Genomic DNA, 22,888 nt, shown 5'->3' on the forward strand with positions numbered 1-22,888 from the left:
GGACGCGGTGCTTGGTATGACGCGGTCCTCCGGCCGGAAGAAAGGGCGTAAATGCATTCGACTGGACCGGTTCGATTCATTAAATGAGAAGGTGCTGGACCGGTTCAGTGACGACAAGACCGAAAGTCGGCGGGCTGGAAGGTGTTCTCAGCGAGCGCTCCTACGCCTTGGCGCTGCGGACCGTCCCGGATCCGACGAAGAGCTCGCGGCCTACCGGAAATGGTCCCGGGAAAAGCGCGTCGACGGGGTCGTCGTGGTCGACATCAAGGCCGCCGACCCGCGGATTCCGCTGCTGAAGGAGCTCGGCCTGCCGACCGTCCTGGTCGGCGACCCGTCCCTGGCCGACGGGATGGCCTGTGTCTGGACCGACAGTACGACGGCGATGTCGGAAGCGGTCGACCACGTCGCGGAGCTCGGGCACCGGCACATCGCCCGGGTCGCCGGCCCGCCAGAGCTCCGCACCACCTCGCAGGTGAATATCGGCGCCACCTTGAGAACCCACCAACCATTTGGGGGGCGCATCCTTGGCTGGTGGCTTCTCAAGGTCGGACGGCGGGATGGTGATGCGCTGCTGGCGGCGCTGGGGAGGGGTGGGTAACCTGCCCTGGTCGTCGGTCGAGCGGATAGGAGATGATGCCCCCCGTGACCGGACCACAGAGCCAGGACTCCCAGTCCCGGCGGACGCCGTCGGAGGCCGACCCGTCCGTCGCGGGCCTGACGGTGGGGCTCGGTGGGCCGACCGGACGGTTCGCCCGGCTGGGCTCGTCCTGGTGGACGCCGCTGCGGATCGCGCTGGCGGTGTGCACGGTCACGTTCGCGCTCGGCGTACTGCAGAAGGCTCCGTGTATGGACGCCGGCTGGGACCGGCAGAGCTGGCGTCCGTTCAAGGCGCTGTGCTACTCCGACATCGGCTTCCTGTACCAGGAGCGCGGGTTCGCCGAGGGCAACCGGCCGTTCCTGGACACCGGCAACTACCCGGTGCTCGAGTACCCGGTGCTGACCGGCGGGTTCATGGAGGCCGCGGCGCAGGTCACCTGGCTGATCACCGGTGATCCGAAGAAGGACCTGACCGTCGAGGAGAAGCGCGACACCGCGGGTGTCTTCTTCGTGGTCAACGTGGTGATGCTGTTCCTGTGCGCGCTCGTCATCGTCGGCCTGACCGTCGCCACCGCGCGCGGGGTGGAGAAACGCCCGGGCGCGGCCCGTGGCCAGCCGCTGGACGCTCTGTACGTCGCCGCCGCGCCGGTGCTGGCGTTGACCTCGACGATCAACTGGGACCTGTTCGCGGTGGCGCTCACCGCCGGTGCCATGTTCGCGTGGTCGCGGGGCCGGCCGATCTGGTTCGGCATCCTGCTCGGGCTGGGGACCGCGGCGAAGTTCTACCCGTTCCTGCTGCTCGGGCCGCTGCTGATCGTGTGCCTGCGGGGCCGGAAGCTGTGGCCGTGGTTCCAGGCGACGGTGGCCGCGATCGTCGCCTGGGGTCTGGTCAACGCGCCGATCTATCTGCTGGCCAAGAACGAGTGGATGTCGTTCTGGACGTTCAACGACCAGCGGGAGAGCGACTACGGCTCGATCTGGTACGTGCTGAAACTGGCCAAGCACGAGGTCGCGGACGTGAACCAGTTGAACATCGTGATCTTCGCCGGGCTGTGCCTGTCGATCGCGATCCTCGGCCTGATGGCGCCGCGGCCGCCCAGATTCGCCCAGCTCGCCTTCCTGGTGGTGGCGGCGTTCCTGCTGATCAACAAGGTCTACTCACCGCAGTACGTGCTGTGGCTGCTGCCGCTGGTGGCGCTGGCCCGGCCGCGGCTGCGGGACTGGCTGATCTGGCAGGCGTGCGAATGCTTCTACTGGATGCTCGTCTGGATGCATCTGGCCCAGTTCCTCGCACCCGGAAGCCCGGACCAGCCGGACCGGATCTACTGGCTGTCGGTGATCCTGCGGATGGCCGGCACGCTCTGGCTGATGCTGGTGGTGTCGCGCGACATCCTGCTGCCGGAGGAGGACCCGGTCCGCCAAGGTGACGTGGTCGACGACCCGAGCGACGGCGTCGCGTCCGACGCTCGCGCCCCGGCTCCGGCCTAGGCGGTGTCTGACGGTTCCCCGCCTACTGCGCGGCACTCGGCACGGCATCTCGCCGCACTGGAGCAAAGGTCACGATGGAACCACATCGAGGCCTTCGCTCCAGCACGCCGAGCTACCGCACCGAGCACCTGCTCGCTACGGCGCTGAACCGTCAGACACCGCCTAGAGCACCAGCTTCGACACGTCGAGGTTGCCGCCGCTGACGACGAAGGCGGTCGTGCCCTCCAGCTGGATGCTGCCTTCGAGCAGCGCCGCGAAGGGTGCGGCCGCGGCCGGCTCCAAGGCCAGCTTGGTACGGGACATCACCAGGCGGGTCGCTTCCAGGAGCGACTCTTCACTCACGCGTACGACGTCGTCGACGTACTGCTGGATGATGGGGAAGTTGCGCGTGCCGCAGACCGGTGCGGCCAGGCCGTCCGCGATGGATCGGGCGGTCGGCAGCTTCTGGGGTTCGCCGGCCGCGAGGCTACGGCTGACGACGTCCGCCTGCTCGGGCTCGATCCCGATCACGCGGATCGCGGGCTTGACCAGCTTCACCGCGAGCGCGACGCCGGAGATGAGCCCGCCGCCACCGACCGGGACCAGGACCGTGCCGATGTCGGGGCGGTCCGCGAGCAGTTCGAGGCCGAGGCTGGCGTGACCGGTGATCACGTCCTCGTCGTCGAACGGGTGGACGCCGGTCAGCTTCCGCTCGTCCCGGATCCGCTCGTACTGCGCCATCAGATCGCCCTCGACGAGCTCGACGGTGGCGCCGTACCCACGGGCCGCGGCGATCTTCGCCGGTACGGCGGTCGTCGCCATCACCACGGTGGCCGGTACGCCGGCGTCCCGGGCGGCCCAGGCGAGCGCGCCGGCCGCGTTCCCGGCCGAGACGGTGATGACACCGCGCTCTCGCTCCTCGGCGCTGAGCCGGAGCAGCTTGGTCAGCAGCCCGCGCACCTTGAAACTGCCGGTCTTCTGGAACAGCTCCGCCTTCAACAGGATCGTCCCGCCGAACCATTCGTCCAACGCCCTCGACGTCAGAATCGGAGTCCGGTGAATCCGCCCCTCGAGCTGATCGGCGGCCCGCTGAATATCCACGAACGTCGGCATGACTCCGACTTTAGGTGCCGTCCGCCGTACCAGTCTCACCGGCACGGCCGCGAGACTAGACGCGGTCGGCCACAGCGGCGGCGAGCTTGTGAGCGGCTGCCGGGAACTCCGGCAGGAACAGGTAGGGCTCGATCAGCTCCAGTTCCATCAGCAGGAAGCGGCCGTTGACGACCACGCCGTCGACGCGAGCGTAGAGGGAACCGGCACCGGCGGCTTCCAGGGCTGCCTTGGCGCTCTCGAGTACGTCGGGCGACGGCTCGGCGAGGACCGACACGCCGCCGTACTCCATCTGCACCCGGAAGTCGCCGGCTGCCGGGCGCTTCACCACGGCGTGGGTGAACTCGCCGTCGATGAACATCAGCGACCACTCACCGTCGGTCACGATCTCCTGTACGAACGGCTGGACCAGATAAACCACCTCCGGGAGGTCGTCCATCGCCCGGCTCAGCTCCTCGGAGCCGGCGACGCCGCGGACCGTGTGCCGGGCGGAAGCGCTCACGGTCGGCTTGATGACGATCTCCTGACCGTCGAGCCCGGCGACCACCTCGCGCAGGCATGCGCCCGCGGCGATCTGCGACGGCACGATCGCCACCCCGCGCTCGCGCAACTCGACCAGGTACCGCTTGTCGCCGTTCCACCGGACCAGATCACTGTTGTTGAACACCGGTACGCCGCCCTTGTCGACCAGGCCGAGCCACTCGGTGAACTCGTCGTACCGGACGTGATAGTCCCAGACCGAGCGCAGCAGGACAGCGTCGTACGCCGACCAGTCGACCGACGGGTCGGTCCACACTTCGGCGACCGGGTCGAGGCCGGCCGCACGGAGCGCGTCGACGAGCGGGAGGTCATGCTCGTGCAGCTCGGGATGATCGGCCGAGGTCGCGAGGGCAATGCGTTTCGTCACGCCGCTCAGTGTTGGCTCGCCCCGACCCGCTCGTCAAACTGCTTTACCGCAGCGAATCGGTGACGGATTGTGATCGCCGTGACGACCACGACAGCCGCGATGAGGTAGATCAGCCCCTGGCGCGTGTCGTTCCCGAAGCTGGCATAGGCCAGGTACGACGCGAGTGGTACGGCGAGCCACTCGGGCCGCTTGGCCAGTACGGCGAGCGCGATCAGAGGCAGGCCGTACCACGGGTAGGTGGGGGTCGCGATCAGCAGCGCGGCGCCGTACAGCCAGCAGCAGGTGACGGCGATCGGCTGCCGCCGAAGCGCGAGTACGGCGAAGGCGACCGCGAGCACCCCGGCGACGAGCTGGCGTTGCCCGGGAGGCAGCAGGAGCGCGAGAATCGCCGATCGTGAACTGCCGTCGGCGAAGCCCTCCTGGGTCAGGTAGCCGGGCAGGAAGCCGAGGACGAGAGTGCCGGCGGCAACCACGTGCGGGAGGTACGACGCGATGAAGGTGCCAGCGGCAACGATCGACTGACGTCTGCCGAAAGCCGGCAGCAGAAGCAGTGGCAGGAGTTTCACGCTCGCGGCCGCACCGAGCAGGATTCCGGCCAGCGTCGGGCGCCGGGTGGCGGTGATGACCGCGGCAACGATCAGCAGGGCGGCGAGGACGTCGACATGCGCGGCGTTGCCGGCTTCGAGGGCGACGATCGGTGACCAACCCCACAACGCGGCCCAGCGGGGATCGCGGCCCTGCACGGCGAGTAGCCAGGTGAGTGCGACAGCGAGCAGCGCGGCGGCGATCTGCAGGCCGAGGGTGCCCGCCGACCAGGGCGTGACGAAGGCGACCACGGTGAAGTAGGCCTGCGCCACCGGCGGATAGATGGTCGGCACCTGGGGCCGGTTGATGCGCGTCCTCGGGTCGTCGGCGGTCGCCGCCGGATCCTTTGAGAGGTGCGGAGGACCGGTAATGCCTGATCGCTGCTCGGGTGACAAGCCTGGGAACAGCACTGGATCGCGCAACCGCGCCAGCGCGTCGTCCAACGGCACATGCGAGTACGGCGAACTGCCGGACAACTGCACTCGCCCGTCCCAGACGTACCTGTACGCGTCCGTGCTGGTGATCGGGGACTGCGTCAGCCCGGGCAGCTGACACATCGCCGCGACAACCACCACCCCCAGCACACTCAGCCCCTTGGCGAACCGCCACACCACGACCATCACCAGCAAACTGCCCACGACGAGCACCAGGTTCGGCCACCACTGCCAAGCCGACGCTCCAATCACCCCCGAGCAAACCCCAACAGCCACCCCACCGGCAGTCAGGTGAGCCGCGATCCTCGGTGGCGGCTTGTTTGACCACTGACGTGTTGCAACCCGCCAGTGGTCAAACAACCCGTCAGCGGGGTCGGTCCGGCGCATCAGGAAGCCCTGAGGGTGAGGAAGGCTCGGTGGGTGGTCCGCCAGTCTTCGGTGGGGTGGAGCCCGGCGGTCCGGGCGTGGCGAAGCAGGGCGCGGGTGCCGACTCGTGCCCAGGGCAACGGGGTGGACCGGCGGCCGGTCGAGCTGCGGAGGACGATCGGCGCGGTGTCGTCGAGGTCGTCGTCCGGATCGACCTCGACCAGGACCAGGCCGCCGGGACGGACCAGCTCGGCGCACCGACGGAGCAGGCCGGCCGGGTCGCCGCCGATGCCGATGTTCCCGTCCATCAGCAGGACGCTGCCCCAGCGCCCTTCACCGGGCAGCGGATCGTGCACCGGCCTGCGGAGGGCAGGCGCCCCACGCGAGGTGGTCAGGGACACCGCGCGGGGCGAGATGTCCACACCGAGCGCTGGCACACCACGTTCCGCCAGGGCGGTGACGATCCGGCCCGGCCCGCACCCGATGTCCAGCACTGGCCCTTCACATCGGCTCAAAGCCAGCCGGTCCACGTCGTCGGCGGGTGACTGCCAGCGTGCCAGCTCGGACAACGACGGTACGGTCCGCCCGTCGGTGCCGATAGCAACGACATGCGCCGTACCGCCGAGGGCCTGGTCGAACAGCAGTCCCGGATGCGCCGCATGCCGCAGCCGCCGGTACAGGCGTGACATCCGCAACGACGGGTAGGCGGCGGCGATCACTGCGGCGTCCCGGGGTGTGTCCATGTCGCGCAACGTCGGCAACAGCAACACGCGCAGACCGAGTGCGCGGAGCCGGCGCAGTTGATCCCGGCCGGTGTGCTCGGTCGACATCGGTACGCCGATCAGCGCGCGGCGATCCGGTGCAGGCAAACCCAGACACCAGTACCCGCCGTCCTCGGTCAGTCCGAGGACGGCGTCGTACCCGGACCAGTCGAAGCTCAGCTGGTCGGTGGTGAGCTGTGGCGTGTCCATCCCGACCAGGAGCATCGGCGTACCGTCGAAGGCGTCCTCGAAGGCGGCGGCCAGCCGTTGGTCCAGGCCGGCACCGCGTTGGGCGACCACATCGAAGCCGTCCGGGAGCCAGGGGCCGGGATCACCGTCGAGGGCGAGCACGCGACGGGAGGCCCGGGCCGCGCGGACGGTGTTCAGGGTGTCGGCGAGCGAGGCACGGGCCAGCGCGGCGGCTTCGTCCGGGGTGAACTCGGTCTGGAGCCGGGTCTTCACCCGGCCCGGCACCGGCTCCTTGGCGATGACGATCAGCGTCCCGCGGGTCATCCGGACAGCACCCTCGACATGTCCAGGACCGCCCGGGCCGCGCCGAGCGGCGTACCGGTGACCTTGGACCGGCCGGAGCGCGGCAGGTAGTCGACGTCGACCTCGGCGATCCGCCAGCCCGCGTCCGCCGCTCGTACGACGGTCTCCAGCGGGTAACCCGATCGGCGATCCAGCAGGGCCAGCGCCAGCAGCTCGATCCGCCGCGCCGCGCGCATCGGGCCGAGATCGTGCAGGCGGACGCCGGTACGACGCCTGATCAGGCGGGACAACTCCGCGTTGGCCAGCCGCAGATGCCACGGCCATGCGTCCTTGGACACCGGACGCCGCCGACCGACCATCAGGTCGACCCGGCCGCTGTGCACGGGTGCCGTCACGCGCACGAGCTGCTGCGGATCCAGTGACGCATCCGCGTCCATGAAGGCGACCACGTCGGCCTCCGCCGCCTGCAGGCCGGCGTGGCAGGCAGCGCCGTACCCGCGAACCTCGCAGGACACGACGGTCGCGCCGTACCTCGCGGCGACCTCGGGCGACCCATCGGTCGAACCGTTGTCGACGACAACGGCACGCACCCCGGCGGGCAGCCGGCCGAGCACCCACGGCAGCGCCGCCGCCTCGTTCAGGCAGGGCAGGATCAGATCGACGGACACACTTCGACCGTAGGGACAATCGGCCGCCGCAGGGTGCCGGGCACGACTACGGATCGCTTACGTCGGGACGCGGCGCGGTGCGGACCGACCGTTGGGCCGGGCTGAAGATCTACGCTCTAACCGTGGCTACTCGTGTGCTCGTGGTGGACGACGACCCGACCGTGTCGAACGTGGTTTCGGCGTACCTGACCAAGGCCGGGTACGACGCCCGCGTGGTGGCCGACGGTGTCGCGGCGGTCGAGGTGTGGCAGCAGTGGAAGCCGTCGGTCGTCGTACTGGACGTGATGCTGCCGGGCCTGTCCGGGTTGGAGGTGCTGCGCCGGATGCGCGCGGCCGACGACGGTGCCGCGGTGATCATGCTGTCCGCCCGTGGCGAGGAGGAGGACCGGCTGGTCGGGCTGGAGGTCGGCGCGGACGACTATGTGGTGAAGCCGTTCAGCCCACGTGAGCTGACGCTGCGGGTACAGGCGATGCTGCGGCGGGAGGAGCGGCTGGCGGGCCTCGACCTGACGCCGACCAAGCTCAGCGCCGGGCCGGTCACGATCGACACCGCCGCCCGGATCGCGTATCTGGACGGCACCGAGCTGTCGTTGACGCATCGCGAGTTCGACCTGCTGACCTATCTGGTGTCGCATCCGGGCAAGGCGTACACGAAGGCCGAGCTGCTCCGCCGGGTCTGGGGCTGGGACTTCGGCGACTCGTCGACGGTGACAGTCCACGTACGGCGGCTGCGGGAGAAGATCGAGGCCGATCCGTCCGACCCCAAGCTGGTTCTGACCGTGCCCCGGACCGGGTACCGCTTCGCCGGAGCAGTCGAATGAACCGGGACATGATCACGATCCTGGCGCTGACCACGCTGTGGACCCTGGTGGTCGCAGCCGTCGGGGCGGCGATCCTGTGGCAGTTCCGGCGCCGCTCGTTGCGGACGACGATGATCGTGGCGGCGCTCGCCCCGATGGCGGCCGCACTGGCCGCGGTCGTGCAGAGCGTGCGGGCGATGTTCATCTCCGAACACGACTCGTGGGTGGTGCTGTGGACGCTGGCCTTCGCGGCCCTGCTCGGGCTGGCGATGTCGGTCCTGCTCGGCCACTGGATCAGCACCGGCTCGCGTGACGTCGGACGACGGCTCCGCCACCTCGGTACGTCGTACGAGCCGCCGGCCGCCGCGTCGCGGAGCTCGGTGCCGGCCGAGCTGGCTGCCCTGACGGACGAGCTGGAGACGACGCGTCGCAAACTCGCGGCGTCGCACGACCGGGAACGTGCGCTCGAGGCGAGTCGCCGGGAGCTGGTCGCGTTCATGTCCCACGACCTGCGGACGCCGCTGGCCGGCCTGCGCGCCGTGTCGGAAGGACTCGAGGACGGTGTGATCGACGACGTACCGACGGCGCTGCGGCAGATGCGCGCGACGGTCGACCGGATGACCGGATTGGTGGACGACCTCTTCGAGCTGTCCCGGTTGTCCGCGGCACCACCGCCACGACGACGCTCGGCCGTGTCGCTGCGGGAGCTCGCGGAGGACGTGGCGGGGGAGAGCGGTGAGCGCGCGAGGGTCTCGGGTGTCCGGCTCCTGGTGTCGACCCCGCCGGATGACGATCGGCTCGCCGTCCAGGGAGATCCGGACGAGCTGACCCGCGCGGTGACGAACCTGGTGGACAACGCGATCCGGCACACGAAGCCGGAGGAAACCGTCACGCTGACCGTCGACCGCGAACCGGACGGACGGGTCCGGCTCGCGGTCACCGACGGCTGCGGCGGCATCCCGGCCGACGACCTGGACCGGGTCTTCGACATCGGCTGGCGCGGCGACGAGCAACGGACCCCGGCCGATGGCGGCGGCGGGCTGGGGCTCGCCATCGCCCGCGGCGTCGTCGAGTCCCATGCCGGGACCATTGCCGTCAGCAACGTTGCCGGCGGCTGCGCGTTCGAGATCGAGCTTCCGGCCAACCCCTGAGGAGATCGTCCAGACCGGTGCTGAGGTCGTAGCCGGGCTTCCAGCCGAGGTCGTTGCGGAGACGCTCAGAGGACGCGGTGATGTGGCGGACATCGCCCAGGCGGTACTGGGCGGTGGTGACGGGGAGCGGGCCGTTGTAGGCGCGGGAGAGCTCGGCGGCCAGCTCGCCGATGGTGTGGACGGTGCCGCTGCCGACGTTGTAGGTCGTCACGGGTGGTTGGTCGGGGAGCGCGGCGGCCGTGGCCGTGACAGCTGTGGCGACGTCGCGCACGTGGATGAAGTCGCGCCGCTGGTCGCCGTCCTCGTAGACCGTCGGGGGTTCGCCGCGTTCCAGGGCCGAGCGGAAGATCGCGGCGACACCGGCGTACGGCGTGTTGCGGGGCATCCCGGGGCCGTAGACGTTGTGGAAGCGGAGCGACGTGACTTTTCCGTTGGTCTCGCGGGCCCAGGACCCGGCGAGGTGTTCACCACTGAGCTTGCTGGCCGCGTAGGCGTTGCGCGGATCGAGTACGGCGTCCTCCTCGACCAGACCGGGTTTCAGCTGCTCACCGCAGACCGGGCACGGCGGTTCGAAGCGGCCGGCGTCCAGATCCTCCGGCCGGCGTGGACCGGGTGCGACCCGGCCGTGCTGATCGCAGTCGTAGCGGCCCTCGCCGTACACCACCATCGAACTGGCGTAGACGAGCCGGCGGATCTTCGTTTGGGCGAGTTGCCGGAGCAGGACCGCCGTACCGAGGCTGTTGCTGGAGACGTAGTCGTCCAGGTCGTCGAGGTCGACGCCGAGCCCGACCTTCGCGGCCAGATGGATGACGGTGTCGATGCCGTCGAGGGCGGCGGCCACGGTGGTCGCGTCGCGGACATCGCCGATGATCAGGCCGGGTTCGGGTTCTGGTGTGTCAGTGTGCACGTCGGGGCGGAAGGAGTCGAGCACGGTCACTTTGTGGCCCTCGGCAACGAGTTGGTCGTGCACCTGGCGGCCGATGAAGCCGGCGCCACCGGTCAGCAGCACTCTCATTCCGCGGCCGTTCCGTCGAGTTGCGCGGCGGTTCCGTCGAGTTGCGCGGCGGTTCCGTCGAGTGCGTGGCGGCAGGGGCAGTCCGTGTCCGGCTTCGGTAGCTGGCCGATCACCTCGGTGATGAGCTGCCGGAGGCGTTCCATGGACTCTGCGAAGGCTTGGAAGACTTCGGCCTGGGAGACGCCGTCGCCCTGCTGGACGCCGGCGTCGTGATCGGTGACGACGGCGATCGAGGTGTAGCAGAGGGCAAGTTCGCGGGCGATCGACGCCTCGGGCGCCCCGGTCATGCCGACCACCGACCAGCCCTGCGCGGCGTGCCACCGCGACTCCGCGCGGGTGGAGAACCGTGGACCGTTGATCACCACCATCGTGCCGTCCGGTACGACGTTGCCGGTAGCAATCACCGTGGCCCGTCCGGCCGGGCAGTAGGGATCGGCGGCGGACGTGTGCACGACGGGCGCCTCGTCGTACACGGTGTGCGCCCGGCCCCAGGTGCGGTCGACGTACTGGTCCGGTACGACGAACGTGCCCGGGACGAGCTCGGGTTTCAGCGATCCGACGGCGCACGGGCCGAGCACCTGCCGAACGCCGAGGTGGCGCAGGGCCCATAGGTTGGCGCGGTAGTTCACCCGGTGCGGCGGGAACCGGTGATCCGCGCCGTGCCGCGGGATGAACGCGACCTCGCGCCCGTTGAGATCGCCGACGACGGGCAGCTCACTCGGCGGGCCGAACGGTGTGTCGATCGCGATGGTGTGCGCCTCGGACAGGAACTCGTAGAAGCCGGACCCGCCGATCACTCCGATGTCAGCCATGGTCCCGACGCTAGTCGTTGATCACTGGATTCGGCCGAGCCGTCAGCGTTCCGTAAGGGGGTGGTCGAATGGGGCCGTGGACGTTTCCTGGGTGCTGGTCGCGGTCGCCGCCGTACTGCTGCTGCTCGGGGCGTACGCGAGCTGGACGGCGGGGCGGCTCGATCGGCTGCATCACCGGGTCGAAAGTGCGCGGGCGGTCCTGGAGGCGGAACTGGCCCGGCGAGCGGCGCTGGTCGCGGAGCTGGCCGGGACCGGCATTCTCGATCCTGCCTCGTCACTGTTGTTGCTGGACGCGGCCCATCGTGCCCGGACCGCGTCGCCGGAGGAGCGTGAGCAGCGGGAGTCCGCGCTGACCCGGGCGATCAATGCCACCGGCACCGAGGTGGAACCGTGGGCCGGGGAGCTGAGCCTGGCGATGCGGCGGGTCCAGTTGGCGCGCCGGTTCCACAACGACATCGTGGTGTCGACGCGGGATCTGCGCCGACGCCGGCTGGTCACCTGGCTGCGGCTGTCCGGCCACGCGCCGATGCCTTCCACCATCGAACTGGAGGACGGAAGTTGACTTTCGCGGAGCAGGTGGGCCGTTACCGTCCCGAGCTCTTGGTGCACTGCTACCGGCTCCTCGGTTCGTACGACGATGCCGAGGAGATGGTCCAGGAGACGTTCCTGCGCGCGTGGCGGGCGCGGGAGAGTTTCGAAGGCCGCTCTTCCTTGCGTGCCTGGCTCTACCGGATCGCGACCAACGCCTGCATCGACGACGTACGCCGTCCACAACGCGTCCTGCCGTACCAGCTCGAACCCGCGTCCTTCCCTGCTACCGCGCTACCCGCGCGAGAGGACGTGCCGTGGCTGCAGCCGTTCCCCGACGTTCGGCTCGATGATTCGCAGGAGCCGGACGCGGTCGTCGTACGCCGGGAGACGATCGAGCTGGCGTTCTTGGTGGCGATCCAGCACCTCCCGCCGCGCCAGCGCGCCGTCCTGATCTTCCGCGACGTCCTCGGGTGGTCGGCCCGCGAAACCGCCGAGGCCGTCTCGTTGACCGTCGCCGCGGTGAACTCCGCCCTCCAGCGCGCCCGCCCAGTCCTCCGCGACCACCTGCCGTCCCACCGGTCCGAGTGGTCGGCTTCGTCGTCGTCGGCCGTCGAGCAAGAGCTCCTGCGCAAGTACATGGCCGCCTGGGACGCAGCCGATCCCGCCGCCCTGGCCGCGTTGATGCACGAAGACGTCCGCCTCACGATGCCGCCGTACCCCTTCTGGTTCGAGGGCCGCACCACCGCCCACCGCGTCCTAGCCGCCAACCTGGACCCCTCCGGCAACACCTACCGAGGCACCTGGCGCTTCCTCCCCACCACCCTCAACCACCAACCCACCCTCGCCGCCTACCTCCGCACCCCCACCCAACCCACCTTCCACCCCTTCGGCGTCGACATCTTCCGCATAGAACAATCCCTCATAGCCGAAATAACCGCCTACCAATTAACAGACTTCACCCGCCTCAACCTCCCACCTCACCTGTAGGAATGCGACCGTGTACTACGCATCCGACCCGCGCCCGGGAGGCATCCACGCTGAGGATGTAGCTCAGGGGGTCGCTCCAGGTGGGCAGATGAGTCGACCGTTCGGGTGGCGACGGGATGCTGGGACGGGAGAATTGACCTGGCAGCCGATGGACGTGTGCGTTCAGTGTCAGCCGAAGCATCCCCCGTCCCTGTTTCCGGCAGGTACAAGGGCCGATGCAGGCGGAGCCTGGGGTCATGAAGGAGGAGAGTTGACCGTCGCAGACGTGGTCATCGGGACGGTGGATTGGTCGAGGTATCAGTCGCTCGACGGGCCGGCTACTCGGTTCGGCCGGCAATCGGCCGAGTTCGTTGCTGAGAGCCCAGTGGCCGGGAGGCGGGAACTGTGGGAGAAGATGGAGAACCACGTCTTCGTGCAGGACGACATCTTCAGCGCGGCTGAACCCACCATCTCCGTACTGTTCGCGTCTCTGATCGATGAGCGTCCGCAACCTGTGCGTATCGCCATTCTGGACCTGCTGTTCCACTTGGTTCAGGCCGCCAGCTATCGAGCTGACGACCTAGGTAAGCGATGTCTCGAGAAGGCTGCCGCCGGAGGTTGGCTTCTGGTACAGGAGGCTATCGCCGGCCCCACGGTCGTGACGGACGCGTGTCTCGAGGTCCTTGACATCGCATCCCCCGACTGCGCGAACTTCGCTCGGTTGAACCTCAGCCACTGACGGCCTGCTGTCGGATTGTCGGGAAGGCGAACAAGAGTGATGAGCCTGCCGTGATCAAGCGATTGACAAACTCTATGGAAGATAGTGTATATACGGTTTTTGAAGAACCGACCTTCCGGCTACGCTTGCTGCTGGAAGAGGGTGAACCATTAGATCAGGTGTGCAATGTAGATGGATGGATGACATACCAGGACGGGTTCGTGGGCGGCAACCTTCTTTTCGCTGGCTGAGGTGGGGCGACTCATGGAGCGGTGGAGAGGTACCGGTGAGAACGCAAGTGGTGCCTACTTTGCCGTTACCGACGGAGTCATCGTCCGGGAACCTGGGGTGGAATTTATACTTGCTGCCGCTCGGGATCTGGTCGCTGAAGACACGTATGAACTATTTTTGACCAGATCCGAAGAATAGGTAGACCGGTTGTGTCCTGCATGTGCAAATGGATTCCCTGCGTTTCCCGAACCAAGGGGTGCTACTTCGCGTCGGCGTAGGTTTTTACGGTGGCTGTGGTGAAGGCGAAGTGGGTGGGGGTGGGGCCGAAGGTCAGGGTGCCGGCCAGGTTGCTGGCGGATTGGATGGCTTCGGCTACCTGTTCGGCTTCTTCGGTGGGGCAGTGGACTATGACCTCGTCGTGTTGGAAGAAGACCAGCTCGGCTTTCAGGTTGGCGATGGATTGGCGGAGGGCGGCCAGCATCAGCAGGGCCCAGTCGGCGGCGGAGCCTTGGACTACGAAGTTGCGGGTGAAGCGGCCGCGGGCTCTTGCGTGGCGGGCGTCGGTTTGGGGTTCGTCGGCTGGCGGGCCTTCGAGCATCGCGGCGTCCAGTGGGGTGCCGGCCGGTGGGCAGGTCCGGCCCAGCCACGTGCGGACGAGGCGGCCTTCCTCGCCGGCTCGGGCGGCGGCGTCGACGTACGCGACGGCCTTGGGGAAGCGCTGACGGAGCATGGCGAGGTTCTTGAGGCCGTCGCCGGAGGTCTGGCCGTAGATGGCACCGAGTACGGCGAGCTTCGCCTGCGCGCGGTCACCGGAGAAGGCCTGGTCCGAGACCGCTTTGTAGAGGTCGCCGGGATCGCTCGCGACCTCCATCAGTGCAGGGTCGCGGGAGATCGCGGCGAGGATGCGCGGCTCGAGTTGTGAAGCGTCCGCGACGACCAGGCGCCAGCCGGGGTCGGCGACGACTGCCCGGCGGATGACCTTGGGGATCTGCAGGCCGCCACCGCCGTTGGTGACCCAGCGGCCCGAGACCGTCCCGCCGGGGAGGAAACCGGGCCGGAACCGCCCGTCGTGGACCCAGTCCTGCAGCCAGGTCCAGCCGTTCGCGGTGTAGATGCGGTAGAGCTTCTTGTACTCGATCAGTGGCGCGACTGCCGGATGGTCGATCGTCTCCAGCTCCCACCGCCGCGTCGACTTCAACTGGTACCCGGCCGACTTGAACGCCTTCAGTACGTCGGCCGGCAGATCCGGACGCACCCGGCGACCGAACGCCGCCGACACCTCGTCCGCCAACTCGGTCAACCGACGCGGCTCCCCGGTGCCGCCGAACCGTTCGCCGAGCAGCTCGGTCAGCAACTCACGATGCGCCGGCTCGCTCCACGGCAGCCCGGCCCGATCCATCTCGGCGGCGATCAGCATCCCCGACGATTCCGATGCCGTGAGCAACCGCATGCGGTCCGGATGCTCCGTCAACGCATGCCGTCGCAGTTGGTCGGCGTACACCTGGAGCAACGCGTCGAACGGAACCGGCTCCTCGTGGATCTCGAACAGCGACGATTGCTCGCCCGGTACGACGGGACGCAGCGGCGGATCCGGTGGCACCGGCCGCCCGGTCAACCGCGCCCACGCCGCCGCGGCCGATCGCGGCTCACCCAGCCGCCCCTCGTGACCTAGTAGCAGGCCTTCGCTGTTCTCGATGTCGTAGCAGCGTTCCACGCGTACGCCGCTCTCCAGCAACCGTGGGTAGATCTCCGACGTCGACCGCCACACCCACCGCGTCACGTGCGGACGCGAGCCCACCGCGGCCGCGAGATTCGGCTCGTGCAGCACCTCGCCGGCAGGCTGACCGTCCGGCTGTAGGGCAACGAGCACCGCCCGTCCACCATCCGCCGGCGCAATCGCCCACCGCTCATCCACATCCCAAATCCTCACACCCCCCACCGACATTTCGGGTTACGGCAGACCACATCCCCCGACTGTGGCAACCGTGCGCCCGGCAAAGGCTTACCTCCGGCAAGGAGGCCACACTCGATACCCCATCTGCGCGTTGTTGCACGGTGGCTTCAGTGGCGCGGGCATGGTGGCTTCGGTCGTGGGGTGTGGCGCGGAGGTGGTGGCTACGGGCCGGTGGAGCGTCAGGCCAGTTGTGCGAGACTGGACTTATGTGGCGGGACGGTGATCTTGACCCTGCGGACGGGACGAAGACCGAGCAGGTCGAGGCGCTCGTGTTGCGGCGGATCGAGCGCGGGGACCTGTCGATCGGTTCGCGGTTGCCCTCGGAGCGGGTGCTGGCCGAGCGACTCGGGCTGAGCCGGGTGACCGTCGTACGCGCGTTGGATCAGCTCCGCCAAGACGGCGTACTGGAGACCAAGCGCGGCTCCGGGACTGTCGTGCGACCGCTTGACCGGCTGCTGGACCCGATCGCACCGGCGTCGACCGTGACGGCGGGGGACCAGCCGGTGCTGGACCTACGGTTCGCGACCACCGCCGCACCGCATGATGTGGCAGAGGTGGCCGCGCAGATCGTCGAGAACGGCCTCCCGCAAGCGATGGGCGGCGACGGGCCACCTCCCGGCGGTTCATTGGAGCTCCGTACGGCGCTGGCCGAGCGATTGACCACAGAGGGCGTACCGACCGAGCCGGATCAGCTCACGCTGACCGTAGGCGCGGCAGCGGGACTCAACGCCGCACTGGCCGGGCTGGACCTCGGACCCGGTGTAGCGATCACCGAGACCCCGACGTACCCGGCTGCCTTCGACCTGCTCCGCAAACACCGCCTGGACGTCGCCACCTGGCCCGCTGGGGTCTGGGACACCGACCAGCTCGCTCATCTCTGCAGACGGCACCGCCCCAAGGTCATCTACCTGCAGGCCGACAACCACAACCCGACCGGCCTGAGCCTCCCGCCGGACCGTCGTACGGCGGTAGTCGAGATCGCGAGGCGGTACGGCGCCGCACTGATCAGCGACGAGACCATGAGGCCACTGTGGTTGGCCAGTGGCGAGCAGGCCGAGCCACTGAGTCGCTACCCGCGCACAGTCAGTGTGGGCTCGCTGAGTAAGACGGTGTGGGGTGGACTGCGCGTCGGCTGGGTTCGGACGGGCAAGCAGCTCAGGCGGCGTATCAACACCGCTGCCCAGCTCAGCGTGGCTTCGCCGAGCGCGCTGGACGACTTGCTGGCCCAGGCAATCCTCGGCCGCCTCGACAGGGTGATCAGCCGGCGCCGGACGCGGCTGCGGGCCAACCTGAGTGCGTTGGAGACCGGTCTCAAAACACTCGACGGTGTGGCCTGGCCCACCCCGACGGGTGGCATGACGTTGTGGCTTGAGCTGACGGAGACCAGGGCGCGACGAGTGCTGGACAAGGCCCGCGAACAGGGGCTGCTGCTGGGTGCTGGGGACCTGTTCACGCCGGACGGGACGGACCGCCGGCACATCCGGATCCCGTTCACCGCGCCGCCGGCAACCCTCCGCCTGGTCGTCGCCCGACTGGGGGCGGCCCTGGCTCAGTCCACTTGATCCGAGGTGGACTGAAGATCCGTACCGACCGCCCCCTAATCTGGACAGTGAGCCCCACGACCAGGAGGAAGCAGTGACGGAGAACCAGACCCCCGAGGCGCCGCAAACCGGTACGGCGAAGGTCAAGCGCGGTATGGCGGAGATGCTCAAGGGCGGCGTGATCATGGACGTGGTCACCGCCGAGCAGGCCAAGATCGCCGAGGACGCCGGCGCGGTCGCGGTGATGGCGCTGGAGCGGGTTCCGGCCGACATCCGCGCGCAGGGCGGCGTCTCCCGGATGAGCGACCCGGACATGATCGACGGCATCATCAACGCCGTCTCGATCCCGGTGATGGCCAAGGCCCGGATCGGTCACTTCGTCGAGGCGCAGATCCTGCAGAGCCTCGGTGTCGACTACATCGACGAGTCCGAGGTGCTCACCCCGGCCGACTACGCGAACCACATCGACAAGTGGCGGTTCACCGTGCCGTTCGTGTGTGGTGCGACCAACCTGGGCGAGGCGCTGCGCCGGATCACCGAGGGTGCGGCGATGATCCGCTCCAAGGGCGAGGCCGGCACCGGTGACGTCTCCAACGCGACCACCCACATGCGCCAGATCCGCCAGGAGATCCGCAAGCTGCAGAGCCTCCCCGAGGACGAGCTGTACGTCGCGGCCAAGGAGCTGCAGGCGCCGTACGAGCTGGTCAAGGAGGTCGCTGCCCTGGGCAAGCTTCCCGTGGTGCTGTTCACCGCGGGTGGCATCGCCACCCCGGCCGACGCCGCGATGATGATGCAGCTCGGCGCCGAGGGTGTGTTCGTCGGCTCCGGCATCTTCAAGTCGGGCAACCCGGCCCAGCGCGCCGAGGCGATCGTGAAGGCGACCACCTTCTACGACGACCCGGACGTACTCGCCAAGGTGTCCCGCGGCCTGGGTGAGGCGATGGTCGGCATCAACGTCGACGAGATCCCGCAGCCGCACCGGCTCGCCGAGCGCGGCTGGTGACGACACCGGAGGGCCTGCTGGCGGTGGACGAGCGGACCGCCCGCGAGCTGCGGGGGCTGGCCCGCGTCATGGTCCGGTCCGGGTACGCCGACCATGCCGCCATCACGGCGGCGTTGACCGAGGCCGTCCAGGAGGACGCACCGTCGATGGACGCGACCGCTCTGGTACCGCTGCTGATCGGGGAAGCGGTGATCGACCTCGACGCGGACGCCAAGGACTGGCCCGCGACCACCGATCCGGATCGGCTGGACGCCGTACTGGCCGAGCTGGAGGCACGTGGACTCGTGGTGGTCCGGTACACGTCGGACCACCACGCCGCCAAGCAGGCGCTGGAAGCTGCCGAGGCCCCGACCGGACTGGTGTTCTTCACCGATACCGACGTCTGGCACGCGGTCGACTTCGGCATGCTCGAGCTCAAGCTCTGGCACCCGGACACAGCCAACGTCGCGCCGGGCGAACCGCTCCTGGAGGACGTGCTCGCGCTGCTCCATCAGCACGGGCTGCCAGCCCTTTTCGACGAGGGCCGGATCGAGGTAACCCTCGACTGGCACCGGAGAGTGAAGCTATGAGCGTGATCGGTGTCTTTGCGCTGCAGGGCAACGTGCGTGAGCACGTTGCCATGCTGACCGAGGTCGGCGTCGAGGCGCGGCCGGTACGGCGGCCGTCCGAGCTGGAGCAGGTGGACGCGCTGGTGCTGCCCGGTGGTGAGTCGACCACGATGGACAAGCTGGCCCGTGCGTTCGACCTGTTCGAGCCGCTGCAGAAGCGGATCGCGGACGGGATGCCGGTGTTCGGCACCTGTGCCGGGATGATCATGCTGGCGAACGAGATCACCGGCGGGATCGAGGGTCAGGAAACCCTCGGCGGTCTGGACGTGACGGTACGGCGGAACGCGTTCGGCCGGCAGGTGGACTCGTTCGAGGCGGACCTGGAGTTCGCCGCGTTCGACACGCCGTACCACGCGGTGTTCATCCGGGCACCGTGGGTGGAACGGGTCGGGCAGGACGTGGAGGTACTCTCGACGGTGAGCTCGGGCCCCGCCGCGGGTAGGATCGTCGCGGTTCGCCATGATCGGCTGCTGGCCACGTCGTTCCATCCGGAGATGACCGGGGACGCCAGGCTGCACGGCTACTTCGCCGAGCTGGTCCGCGGCCTCTGAGTCGTTCGCAGGTAGCAGCGGTGTAGAAGGGTTGGGTTCGCCATGTCAGGCCACTCCAAGTGGGCCACCACGAAGCACAAGAAGGCCGTCATCGACGCGAGGCGCGGCAAGCTCTTCGCGAAGCTGATCAAGAACATCGAGGTGGCCGCCCGGATGGGCGGTGGCGACCCTGGCGGGAACCCGACCCTGTACGACGCCATCCAGAAGGCGAAGAAGTCGTCGGTCCCGAACGACAACATCGACCGCGCGGTCAAACGTGGCTCGGGTGCCGAGGCCGGTGGCGCGGAGTACCAGACGATCATGTACGAGGGCTACGGCCCGAACGGTGTGGCGATGCTGGTCGAGTGCCTGACCGACAACCGCAACCGCGCGGCGGCGGACGTGCGGACCGCGATGTCCCGCAACGGCGGCTCGCTGGCCGACCCGAACTCGGTTGCCTACCTGTTCAACCGCAAGGGCGTCATCGTGCTGGCCAAGGAGCAGGAAGGGAAGTCGCTGTCCGAGGACGACGTGATGGAGGCCGTGCTCGAGGCCGGCGCTGAAGAGGTGAACGACCTGGGTGAGTCCTGGGAGGTCGTCACCGAGGCGACCGACGTCGTCGCGGCCCGGACCGCGCTGCAGGACGCCGGGATCGACTACGAGTCGGCCGAGGTTCAGTTCGTCCCGTCCATGACGGTCGAGCTGGACGCCGACGGCGCCGGCAAGATCTTCCGCCTGATCGACGCTCTCGAGGACAGCGACGACGTCCAGAACGTCTACGCGAACTTCGACGTCTCCGACGAGATCATGGCCGAGGTCGGCTGACCTTCGCCCCGCAGCCGGGGCCGTGAACACCAAACCGGGACCGTGGACAGGTCATTTCCTGTTCATGGTCCCGGTTTCTTGTCCGAGCCCTCCGCACCTCGGGACGACCGAGGCGCGCCGGCCTACGGCCGCGTGCCGACGCCGGTCGTGAACTCGCGCCAGCGCCACGGCCCGCCGGAGGATGCCGCGAGCGGAGGTGTGGGTCCGCCTTCGCTCGAGCGCAGTCCGTCGAGGAATTCCTCGACGGCCGCGATGCTCGAGATTCGCGGTTCCCACTCGAGCTCCTCGCGGGCACGGTCGGTGGCCATCATCGGCAGCACATGGGCCAGGTCCAGCAGTCCGGGTGCGGCAGGGACGAGATGTGCGTTCCACGCCGCGGACATCGCGGCACGTACGACGCGGAAGGGCACCGGCACCGCCCGGCCATGGAGCAGCCGGCCCACTTGCGGCATGTCCAGTACCGGTTCCGCGGCGACGTTGAACGCGCCTCGCACAGGCCGCAGTACAGCTTGTCGGTACGCCCTTGCGGCGTCGGACGCATGCAACGCCTGCAGGACGAGGTCACCACCTGGATCGGGCAGGAGCGGTACACGGGCCCAGCGCAGCAGCGAGGTCGGCGCGAGCGGGCCGAGGAACAGCCGGCGCTGTTGGACGGCTGCGGCGCGTTGGAAGGTGAAGGCGGTTCGCATTCGCACCACCCGGGTCCCGGGGCGTTCATGCTCGAAGCTGTCCAGCATGCGCTCGACGTACGCCTTCTCGCGGCTGTAGGCGGCCGTTGGCACCCCGTACGTCGGCCAGGACTCGTCAACCGGGCTGGTCGACCGACGAGCCGAGTACGCGCCGACGGACGACGCCACCACGACCGTCCCGGCACCGCTCTCGGCCGCTGCCCGCAGTACGCATGCCGTGCCCTCGACGTTGGTCCGCCAGGTGACTTCGGGTCGGTGGGTCGGCTGGAACAACCAGGCCAGGTGCACGACCGCGTCCGCGCCGCGAAGCACCGGCAGTAGGTCGTCCGCAGCGACGTCGGCTCGATGCCACTCCACCTGGTCCAGGTAGCCCGGCGGTACGGGTCGGCGGGCGAGGCCGGCCACCGAGTCGATCCCGGACGTGGTCATCAACTCGGTCATCAGCGCCGTACCGACGTTGCCGGTGGCACCAGTCACCACAATCCGCACTCGACACCTCCACCCGCAGGGGCAGATACCTCGATGTCAGGTGCCCAGCATGGACTGGCACAAACCCTTCCGTCGAGGACGGATGGCTGGCCGCGAACGATGATCAGAAGGTGCGCTTGAGCTGGTCCGCCGGCCCTTCCGCGGCTTGTTCGTCGCATGGAGCGGGTGTGCGTCGGGTACCGGTGCTCGGGAGGTGCGGCATGCGTGCGTCGGTGCGGCTGGGCAGGATCGCGGGGGTACGGATCGGGCTGAATTTCAGTGTGCTCGTGATCGTGGTGATCGTCGCTGCCAGTCTGGCGATCGGCCGGTTCCCGTCGGCCTTTCCGGGGCGGAGCGTGGCGGCGTACGTGACGGCATCGGTGGTCGCCGCCGTGGTGTTCCTGGCCTCGCTGCTTGCTCACGAGCTGGCACATGCCCTGGTCGCGAAGCGCAACGGCATCGGGGTCGAGAGCATCACGCTGTGGCTGTTCGGCGGAGTGGCCCAGTTGGAGTCAGAGCCGCGCAGCCCTGGTGCCGACTTCAGAGTGGCCGTGGTTGGTCCGCTGACGAGCCTGGTGGTCGGAGTCGTGTTCGGCGGCGTCGCCCTCGCGTTGACTGCCGGGGGATCGATGGGGCTTGCCGCCGGTGTGTTCGCCTACCTGGCGGGCGTCAACGTCGTGCTGGCGGTGTTCAACCTGTTCCCGGCGGCTCCGCTCGACGGCGGGCGGGTGTTGCGGGCCGCGCTGTGGGCGTGGCGGCACGATCGACTGCGGGCTGCGGTGATCGCGGCGCGAGCGGGGCGAGTGTTCGGGTTCCTGCTGATCGCCGCAGGAATTCTGCAAACCGGTGCGGGACTCGGATTCGGTGGGTTGTGGCTGGTGCTGATCGGACTGTTCCTGGTCAACGCCGCGAGAGCCGAGGAGCAGGCGAGCCGGCTGTCGCAGGCGACGCATGGGATGCGGGTTCGCGAAGTCATGACGGCTCGGCCGGTGACCGCCGAGCCGGACCAGACACTCGTTCAGTTCGTCACCGAGACGGTCTGGGCTCACCGGCACTCGACGTACCCGCTGGTCGACTCCGAAGGACGGCTGATCGGGTTGGCGACGCTGACCCGGGTCCGGGACGTACCGGACGAACGGCGGCACGAGCTGACCCTCGCGGATATCGCCTGCCGTCCTGACGAGGTTCCGACCGCCGGTCCGGACGAGCCGCTGGACGAGTTGCTGCCGCGGATGGCCGGTTGTTCCGACGGCCGTGCGGTGGTCGTGGACGACGCCAACCGCGTCATCGGCATCGTCTCGCCAAGCGACGTGAGGCGCTCGCTCCAACTGACCGGCCTGCGCGGTCCGTACGGCGACCTCAGCGGAGCCGACCTGGCCGCGATCATCCGCCCCAGGGCCTAGCGTGCTCGGACGTGGGTGATCGAAGAGCGTCGCCGTACTGCGATGACTCAGGGCGATGACGATCGTCTATGCCGGCCTGATCCGCATGATCACTCTTCGCTGACGCAAAATCACGTCCGGTGGCGACTTTTCCCCGTATGGCGTGGGCCGGGAGCCGCAGCGGCTCAGTGACACCGTCATCGTGGTGGTGAACACCGACCCGCACTCGGTCCGCGAGTCGATGGTCCACCTCGACATGGCCGCGCTCGGCATGCGC

Annotated in this window: 24 protein-coding genes; 15 read left to right on the forward strand and 9 right to left on the reverse strand. The window is 68.8% G+C overall.

All coding sequences use genetic code 11. From position 1 onward, the window contains the following. The first annotated feature begins 16 nt into the window (after window positions 1–16). The gene (locus tag AB0F43_RS30790) at window positions 17–598 is read left to right on the forward strand and encodes a hypothetical protein (RefSeq protein ID WP_360484641.1); all 582 of its coding nucleotides are present in this window, start codon (window positions 17–19) and stop codon (window positions 596–598) included. Between the two features lie 35 nt (window positions 599–633). Continuing rightward, complete coding sequence (locus tag AB0F43_RS30795; protein WP_360484733.1) at window positions 634–2,085, forward strand: glycosyltransferase 87 family protein; 1,452 nt, start codon at window positions 634–636, stop codon at window positions 2,083–2,085. 162 nt (window positions 2,086–2,247) lie between these two features. On the opposite strand, the gene AB0F43_RS30800 is transcribed toward AB0F43_RS30795, so the two are convergent. The 5 genes from AB0F43_RS30800 to AB0F43_RS30820 form a co-directional block, all read right to left on the reverse strand. Then, window positions 2,248–3,177, reverse strand: coding sequence for a threonine/serine dehydratase (locus AB0F43_RS30800; protein WP_360484644.1), 930 nt, complete (start codon window positions 3,175–3,177; stop codon window positions 2,248–2,250). 55 nt (window positions 3,178–3,232) lie between these two features. Then, entirely contained in the window at window positions 3,233–4,081 is an 849-nt protein-coding gene (locus AB0F43_RS30805; RefSeq protein ID WP_360484647.1) for a hypothetical protein, read from the reverse strand. A 5-nt stretch (window positions 4,082–4,086) separates the two neighbouring features. Continuing rightward, window positions 4,087–5,304, reverse strand: a complete 1,218-nt coding sequence (locus AB0F43_RS30810; RefSeq protein WP_360484650.1) for a glycosyltransferase 87 family protein — start codon at window positions 5,302–5,304, stop codon at window positions 4,087–4,089. A gap of 182 nt (window positions 5,305–5,486) precedes the next feature. Then, entirely contained in the window at window positions 5,487–6,740 is a 1,254-nt protein-coding gene (locus AB0F43_RS30815) for a DUF2064 domain-containing protein (protein WP_360484653.1), read from the reverse strand. After that, window positions 6,737–7,387 carry a glycosyltransferase family 2 protein gene (locus AB0F43_RS30820; RefSeq protein ID WP_360484656.1) on the reverse strand — a complete coding sequence of 217 codons (651 nt, stop codon included), beginning with the start codon at window positions 7,385–7,387 and terminating at the stop codon, window positions 6,737–6,739. Before AB0F43_RS30820 ends, AB0F43_RS30815 begins: the two co-directional genes overlap by 4 nt. A 122-nt stretch (window positions 7,388–7,509) precedes the next feature. Between AB0F43_RS30820 and AB0F43_RS30825 the strand changes: the two genes are divergently transcribed. Both AB0F43_RS30825 and AB0F43_RS30830 read left to right on the forward strand, forming a co-directional pair. Continuing rightward, window positions 7,510–8,208 carry a response regulator transcription factor gene (locus tag AB0F43_RS30825; RefSeq protein ID WP_360484659.1) on the forward strand — a complete coding sequence of 233 codons (699 nt, stop codon included), beginning with the start codon at window positions 7,510–7,512 and terminating at the stop codon, window positions 8,206–8,208. A gap of 8 nt (window positions 8,209–8,216) precedes the next feature. Further along, the gene (locus tag AB0F43_RS30830) at window positions 8,217–9,338 is read left to right on the forward strand and encodes a HAMP domain-containing sensor histidine kinase (RefSeq protein WP_360484662.1); all 1,122 of its coding nucleotides are present in this window, start codon (window positions 8,217–8,219) and stop codon (window positions 9,336–9,338) included. Here AB0F43_RS30830 and AB0F43_RS30835 read toward each other — a convergent pair. After that, complete coding sequence (locus tag AB0F43_RS30835; RefSeq protein ID WP_360484665.1) at window positions 9,283–10,353, reverse strand: NAD-dependent epimerase/dehydratase family protein; 1,071 nt, start codon at window positions 10,351–10,353, stop codon at window positions 9,283–9,285. The genes AB0F43_RS30830 and AB0F43_RS30835 overlap by 56 nt on opposite strands. After that, a complete protein-coding gene (locus tag AB0F43_RS30840) occupies window positions 10,350–11,165 on the reverse strand; it encodes an S-methyl-5'-thioadenosine phosphorylase (RefSeq protein WP_360484668.1) in 816 nt (271 codons plus the stop codon). The genes AB0F43_RS30835 and AB0F43_RS30840 overlap by 4 nt, the downstream gene beginning before the upstream one ends. Window positions 11,166–11,241: 76 nt before the next feature. On the opposite strand from AB0F43_RS30840, the gene AB0F43_RS30845 reads away from it, so the two are divergent. From AB0F43_RS30845 to AB0F43_RS30860, 4 genes are all read left to right on the forward strand, one after another. Next, window positions 11,242–11,727 (forward strand): hypothetical protein, encoded by a 486-nt coding sequence (locus tag AB0F43_RS30845; protein ID WP_360484671.1) that lies wholly within the window; start codon window positions 11,242–11,244, stop codon window positions 11,725–11,727. After that, window positions 11,724–12,683 carry an RNA polymerase subunit sigma-70 gene (locus AB0F43_RS30850; RefSeq protein ID WP_360484674.1) on the forward strand — a complete coding sequence of 320 codons (960 nt, stop codon included), beginning with the start codon at window positions 11,724–11,726 and terminating at the stop codon, window positions 12,681–12,683. The genes AB0F43_RS30845 and AB0F43_RS30850 overlap by 4 nt, the downstream gene beginning before the upstream one ends. Before the next feature lie 250 nt (window positions 12,684–12,933). Beyond that, window positions 12,934–13,401 carry a hypothetical protein gene (locus tag AB0F43_RS30855; protein WP_360484677.1) on the forward strand — a complete coding sequence of 156 codons (468 nt, stop codon included), beginning with the start codon at window positions 12,934–12,936 and terminating at the stop codon, window positions 13,399–13,401. Window positions 13,402–13,451: 50 nt separating this feature from the next. After that, entirely contained in the window at window positions 13,452–13,631 is a 180-nt protein-coding gene (locus AB0F43_RS30860) for a hypothetical protein (RefSeq protein ID WP_360484680.1), read from the forward strand. A 239-nt stretch (window positions 13,632–13,870) separates the two neighbouring features. Here AB0F43_RS30860 and AB0F43_RS30865 read toward each other — a convergent pair whose 3' ends face one another. After that, a complete protein-coding gene (locus tag AB0F43_RS30865) occupies window positions 13,871–15,526 on the reverse strand; it encodes a bifunctional 3'-5' exonuclease/DNA polymerase (protein WP_360484683.1) in 1,656 nt (551 codons plus the stop codon). A gap of 245 nt (window positions 15,527–15,771) precedes the next feature. Between AB0F43_RS30865 and AB0F43_RS30870 the strand changes: the two genes are divergently transcribed. From AB0F43_RS30870 to AB0F43_RS30890, 5 genes are all read left to right on the forward strand, one after another. Continuing rightward, window positions 15,772–17,127 (forward strand): PLP-dependent aminotransferase family protein, encoded by a 1,356-nt coding sequence (locus AB0F43_RS30870; protein WP_360484686.1) that lies wholly within the window; start codon window positions 15,772–15,774, stop codon window positions 17,125–17,127. 73 nt (window positions 17,128–17,200) lie between these two features. Then, the gene (pdxS, locus tag AB0F43_RS30875) at window positions 17,201–18,109 is read left to right on the forward strand and encodes a pyridoxal 5'-phosphate synthase lyase subunit PdxS (RefSeq protein WP_360484689.1); all 909 of its coding nucleotides are present in this window, start codon (window positions 17,201–17,203) and stop codon (window positions 18,107–18,109) included. Beyond that, complete coding sequence (locus AB0F43_RS30880) at window positions 18,106–18,678, forward strand: hypothetical protein (protein WP_360484692.1); 573 nt, start codon at window positions 18,106–18,108, stop codon at window positions 18,676–18,678. Before pdxS ends, AB0F43_RS30880 begins: the two co-directional genes overlap by 4 nt. Beyond that, entirely contained in the window at window positions 18,675–19,268 is a 594-nt protein-coding gene (gene pdxT / locus AB0F43_RS30885; protein ID WP_360484694.1) for a pyridoxal 5'-phosphate synthase glutaminase subunit PdxT, read from the forward strand. Before AB0F43_RS30880 ends, pdxT begins: the two co-directional genes overlap by 4 nt. A gap of 42 nt (window positions 19,269–19,310) precedes the next feature. Then, window positions 19,311–20,072: a YebC/PmpR family DNA-binding transcriptional regulator gene (locus tag AB0F43_RS30890; RefSeq protein WP_360484697.1), complete on the forward strand. Its 762-nt coding sequence runs from the start codon at window positions 19,311–19,313 to the stop codon at window positions 20,070–20,072. A gap of 122 nt (window positions 20,073–20,194) precedes the next feature. On the opposite strand, the gene AB0F43_RS30895 is transcribed toward AB0F43_RS30890, so the two are convergent. Next, window positions 20,195–21,250 (reverse strand): NAD-dependent epimerase/dehydratase family protein, encoded by a 1,056-nt coding sequence (locus AB0F43_RS30895; protein WP_360484700.1) that lies wholly within the window; start codon window positions 21,248–21,250, stop codon window positions 20,195–20,197. A 200-nt stretch (window positions 21,251–21,450) separates the two neighbouring features. On the opposite strand from AB0F43_RS30895, the gene AB0F43_RS30900 reads away from it, so the two are divergent. Continuing rightward, on the forward strand, window positions 21,451–22,632 hold the full coding sequence (locus AB0F43_RS30900; protein WP_360484703.1) for a site-2 protease family protein: 1,182 nt from the start codon (window positions 21,451–21,453) through the stop codon (window positions 22,630–22,632). Window positions 22,633–22,774: 142 nt separating this feature from the next. Continuing rightward, a partial coding sequence (locus tag AB0F43_RS30905) for a hypothetical protein (RefSeq protein ID WP_360484735.1) occupies window positions 22,775–22,888 on the forward strand: 114 nt, incomplete at its 3' end.

Source organism: Kribbella sp. NPDC023972 (assembly GCF_040639075.1).
Taxonomy (GTDB): domain Bacteria; phylum Actinomycetota; class Actinomycetes; order Propionibacteriales; family Kribbellaceae; genus Kribbella.